This is a genomic window from Pseudonocardia sp. DR1-2 (genome assembly GCF_023717215.1).
Taxonomy (GTDB): domain Bacteria; phylum Actinomycetota; class Actinomycetes; order Mycobacteriales; family Pseudonocardiaceae; genus Pseudonocardia; species Pseudonocardia alni.
Genome location: NZ_JAMQOF010000017.1, coordinates 1 through 5,325 on the forward strand (window position 1 = coordinate 1; position 5,325 = coordinate 5,325).

3 rRNA genes are annotated in these 5,325 nt (G+C 57.9%); all 3 read left to right on the forward strand.

Annotated elements, in window-relative coordinates:
• Window positions 1-139 precede the first annotated feature (139 nt).
• Window positions 140-1,659, forward strand: a 16S ribosomal RNA gene (locus ND486_RS28665).
• A 332-nt stretch (window positions 1,660-1,991) separates the two neighbouring features.
• Window positions 1,992-5,074: ribosomal RNA gene (locus tag ND486_RS28670) — 23S ribosomal RNA — on the forward strand.
• A gap of 143 nt (window positions 5,075-5,217) precedes the next feature.
• A 5S ribosomal RNA gene (gene rrf / locus ND486_RS28675) occupies window positions 5,218-5,325 on the forward strand; the annotation flags it as partial.

The following is a 5,325-nucleotide window of genomic DNA, read 5'->3' on the forward strand; positions in this document are numbered from 1 at the left end:
GTGCGGGTGTCTTTTGAGAACTCAACAGTGTGTCGAGCTATTTTGATTCGGTTTGGCGTTTTGTGCCAAATTGTTTGTTTGGTTGCAGCATTCGATCCCGTCGGGTGTTGTGGCCAGTTGTTTGTTGCAAGTCAGGGTTTTGTTGGAGAGTTTGATCCTGGCTCAGGACGAACGCTGGCGGCGTGCTTAACACATGCAAGTCGAGCGGTAAGGCCCTTTCGGGGGTACACGAGCGGCGAACGGGTGAGTAACACGTGGGTGACCTGCCCTCCACTCTGGGATAAGCCCGGGAAACTGGGTCTAATACCGGATAGGACCACTGATCGCATGGTTGGTGGTGGAAAGTTTTTTCGGTGGGGGATGGGCCCGCGGCCTATCAGCTTGTTGGTGGGGTGATGGCCTACCAAGGCGGTGACGGGTAGCCGGCCTGAGAGGGCGACCGGCCACACTGGGACTGAGACACGGCCCAGACTCCTACGGGAGGCAGCAGTGGGGAATATTGCGCAATGGGCGGAAGCCTGACGCAGCGACGCCGCGTGGGGGATGACGGCCTTCGGGTTGTAAACCTCTTTCGCCAGGGACGAAGAGCAATTGACGGTACCTGGAGAAGAAGCACCGGCCAACTACGTGCCAGCAGCCGCGGTAACACGTAGGGTGCGAGCGTTGTCCGGAATTATTGGGCGTAAAGAGCTCGTAGGCGGTGTGTCGCGTCGGCCGTGAAAACTTGGGGCTTAACTCTGAGCGTGCGGTCGATACGGGCATCACTTGAGTTCGGCAGGGGAGACTGGAATTCCTGGTGTAGCGGTGAAATGCGCAGATATCAGGAGGAACACCGGTGGCGAAGGCGGGTCTCTGGGCCGATACTGACGCTGAGGAGCGAAAGCGTGGGGAGCGAACAGGATTAGATACCCTGGTAGTCCACGCCGTAAACGTTGGGCGCTAGGTGTGGGGACCATTCCACGGTTTCTGTGCCGCAGCTAACGCATTAAGCGCCCCGCCTGGGGAGTACGGCCGCAAGGCTAAAACTCAAAGGAATTGACGGGGGCCCGCACAAGCGGCGGAGCATGTGGATTAATTCGATGCAACGCGAAGAACCTTACCTGGGTTTGACATGCACCAGACATCCCTAGAGATAGGGCTTCCCTTGTGGTTGGTGTGCAGGTGGTGCATGGCTGTCGTCAGCTCGTGTCGTGAGATGTTGGGTTAAGTCCCGCAACGAGCGCAACCCTTGTTCCATGTTGCCAGCACGTAATGGTGGGGACTCATGGGAGACTGCCGGGGTCAACTCGGAGGAAGGTGGGGATGACGTCAAGTCATCATGCCCCTTATGTCCAGGGCTTCACACATGCTACAATGGCTCATACAGAGGGCTGCGAGACCGTGAGGTGGAGCGAATCCCTTAAAGTGAGTCTCAGTTCGGATCGGGGTCTGCAACTCGACCCCGTGAAGTTGGAGTCGCTAGTAATCGCAGATCAGCAACGCTGCGGTGAATACGTTCCCGGGCCTTGTACACACCGCCCGTCACGTCACGAAAGTTGGTAACACCCGAAGCCGGCGGCCCAACCCTTGTGGAGGGAGCTGTCGAAGGTGGGACTGGCGATTGGGACGAAGTCGTAACAAGGTAGCCGTACCGGAAGGTGCGGCTGGATCACCTCCTTTCTAAGGAGTCCCATCATGTGATGGGGCACCACGATGCTCTGTGAGTTGTGCTCATGGTGAGTCTGTGGTTCCTTCATTGAATCGCATTTGCGGCCTCGTTCGTGGGTCGGGTGCGTTGGGTGGAACGCAGTACGTCGGACCGTTTGGCTTGGCACACTGTTGGGTCCTGAGAGGACACCCTGTGGTTCTTCGGAGCTGGTGGGTTGTTTTCTTTGGCCGCTCAGGTCGAGGGTTGTCCTAACGCCCCGGTTGGTTCCGGGTGTGGTGGTTTCTTCTTGGTCTGGTGTGGTTGTGGGTTGAGTGTTGCATAGTGGATGCGAGCATCTTGTTGTGGTCAAGTTGTTAAGAGCACATGGTGGATGCCTGGGCATCAGGAGCCGATGAAGGACGTGGGAGGCCGCGATAGGCCTCGGGGAGCTGTCAACCGAGCTGTGATCCGAGGGTGTCCGAATGGGGAAACCCAGCGCCCGTCATGGGGCGTTACCCGTACCTGAATTCATAGGGTGCGTGGAGGGAACGTGGGGAAGTGAAACATCTCAGTACCCACAGGAAGAGAAAACAATAGTGATTCCGTGAGTAGTGGCGAGCGAAAGCGGAAGAGGCTAAACCGTGTCCGTGTCAAGCCGGCAGGCGTTGCGGGTGCGGGGTTGTGAGACGTGTCGTTCATCTTCTGCCGAGGATGGGACAGCAAGGATCTGTGTTAGCGGAACGACTCTGGGATGGTCGGCCGTAGTGGGTGATAGCCCCGTACGCGAAAACACTGGGTTCTGTTGTGGGCGTGTTCTCGAGTAGCAGCGAGCCCGTGAAATTCGCTGTGAATCTGGCGGGACCACCCGTCAAGCCTAAATACTACCTGATGACCGATAGCGGACAAGTACCGTGAGGGAAAGGTGAAAAGTACCCCGGGAGGGGAGTGAAATAGTACCTGAAACCGTGTGCTTACAAGCCGTCAGAGCCTTTCGGGGTGATGGCGTGCCTTTTGAAGAATGAGCCTGCGAGTTATGCTTCGTGGCGAGGTTAACCTGTGTGGGGTAGCCGTAGCGAAAGCGAGTCCGAATAGGGCGTCTGAGTCGCGGGGTGTAGACCCGAAGCGGAGTGATCTACCCATGGCCAGGGTGAAGCGTCGGTAAGACGTCGTGGAGGCCCGAACCCACCAGGGTTGAAAACCTGGGGGATGAGCTGTGGGTAGGGGTGAAAGGCCAATCAAACTTCGTGATAGCTGGTTCTCCCCGAAATGCATTTAGGTGCAGCGTCGTGTGTTTCTCACCGGAGGTAGAGCACTGGATGGCCTAGGGGGCCGACAAGCTTACCGAAGTCAGCCAAACTCCGAATGCCGGTGAGTGAGAGCGCGGCAGTGAGACTGCGGGGGATAAGCTTCGTGGTCGAGAGGGAAACAGCCCAGATCACCGGCTAAGGCCCCTAAGCGTGCGCTAAGTGGGAAAGGATGTGGGATCGCCCGGACAACCAGGAGGTTGGCTTAGAAGCAGCCACCCTTGAAAGAGTGCGTAATAGCTCACTGGTCAAGTGGTCCTGCGCCGACAATGTAGCGGGGCTCAAGCGCACCGCCGAAGCCGTGGCAATGACACTGTTGTGTTGTTGGGTAGGGGAGCGTCCTGCATCTGGTGAAGCCCGGGAGTGATTTACGGGTGGAGGGTGTGGGAGTGAGAATGCAGGCATGAGTAGCGAATGCAGAGTGAGAATCTCTGCCGCCGGATGACCAAGGGTTCCTGGGCCAGGTTGTTCCGCCCAGGGTGAGCCGGGACCTAAGGCGAGGCCGTCAGGCGTAGTCGATGGACAACGGGTTGATATTCCCGTGCTCGTGATAGTGCGTCCATGCCGAGGCTGGTGATGCTAACCATCCGAACCCACCTTCGCTCCTTCGGGAGTGTTGTTTGTGGGGGAGCGTGGGATCCGATCTGGTAGTAGGCAAGTGATGGGGTGACGCAGGAGGGTAGCTCCGCCACGCGGTGGTTGTCGTGGTGTAAGCCTGTAGCCCGAGTCCTAGGTAAATCCGGGGCTCATCAAAGGGTGAGAGGTGATGCGTAGCCGATTGAGGCGAAGAGGGTGATCCCATGCTGTCGAGAAAAGCCTCTAGCGAGTGCTGTTGCGGCCCGTACCCCAAACCGACACAGGTGGTCAGGTAGAGAATACCGAGGCGATCGAGCGAACTGTGGTTAAGGAATTCGGCAAAATACCTCCGTAACTTCGGGAGAAGGAGGGCCGGTTGTCTTGAGGCTCCTTGCGGGCTAGGGACGGCCGGTCGCAGAGACCAGGCCCAAGCGACTGTTTACTAAAAACACAGGTCCGTGCGAAGTCGCAAGACGATGTATACGGACTGACGCCTGCCCGGTGCTGGAACGTTAAGAGGACCTGTTAGCTCTTCGGGGCGAAGCGGAGAATTTAAGCGCCAGTAAACGGCGGTGGTAACTATAACCATCCTAAGGTAGCGAAATTCCTTGTCGGGTAAGTTCCGACCTGCACGAATGGCGTAACGACTTGGGCGCTGTCTCGACCACAGACTCGGCGAAATTGCACTACGAGTAAAGATGCTCGTTACGCGCGGCAGGACGGAAAGACCCCGGGACCTTTACTATAGCTTGGTATTGGTGCTCGGTTCGGCTTGTGTAGGATAGGTGGGAGACTGTGAAATCGCCACGCCAGTGGTGGTGGAGTCGTTGTTGAAATACCACTCTGGTCGAATTGGGTGTCTTAACCTCGGGCCATGATCTGGTTCAGGGACAGTGCCTGGTGGGTAGTTTAACTGGGGCGGTTGCCTCCCAAAGAGTAACGGAGGCGCCCAAAGGTTCCCTCAGCCTGGTTGGCAATCAGGTGTTGAGTGTAAGTGCACAAGGGAGCTTGACTGTGAGACTGACGGGTCGAGCAGGGACGAAAGTCGGGACTAGTGATCCGGCACCACCTTGTGGAAGGGGTGTCGCTCAACGGATAAAAGGTACCCCGGGGATAACAGGCTGATCTTGCCCAAGAGTCCATATCGACGGCATGGTTTGGCACCTCGATGTCGGCTCGTCGCATCCTGGGGCTGGAGTAGGTCCCAAGGGTTGGGCTGTTCGCCCATTAAAGCGGTACGCGAGCTGGGTTTAGAACGTCGTGAGACAGTTCGGTCCCTATCCGCCGCGCGCGTTGGAGACTTGAGGAAGGCTGTCCCTAGTACGAGAGGACCGGGACGGACGAACCTCTGGTGTGCCAGTTGTCCCGCCAGGGGCACGGCTGGTTGGCTATGTTCGGGAGGGATAACCGCTGAAGGCATCTAAGCGGGAAGCCTGTTCCAAGATGAGGTCTCCCACCACCTTCGAGTGGGTAAGGCTCCCAGTAGATGACTGGGTTGATAGGCCGGAGATGGAAGCCCTGTGAGGGGTGGAGTTGACCGGTACTAATAGGCCGAGGGCTTGCCACAACGAGTTGTTCGCATCCACTGTGTGACCCTGAGTCCACAACCATCCACACCTTCCCCCGGGTATGCCCGGGCAGGGTGTGGAGTCGGCTTGTGTGCTCGACCCCTGTCCCGGTTTCGGGGTGGGGTGATAGTTGGATAGTGTTGTCGGTGGTCATTGCGGTAGGGAAACGCCCGGTCCCATTCCGAACCCGGTAGCTAAGCCTTCCAGCGCCGATGGTACTGCACTCGCCAGGGTGTGGGAGAGTAGGTCG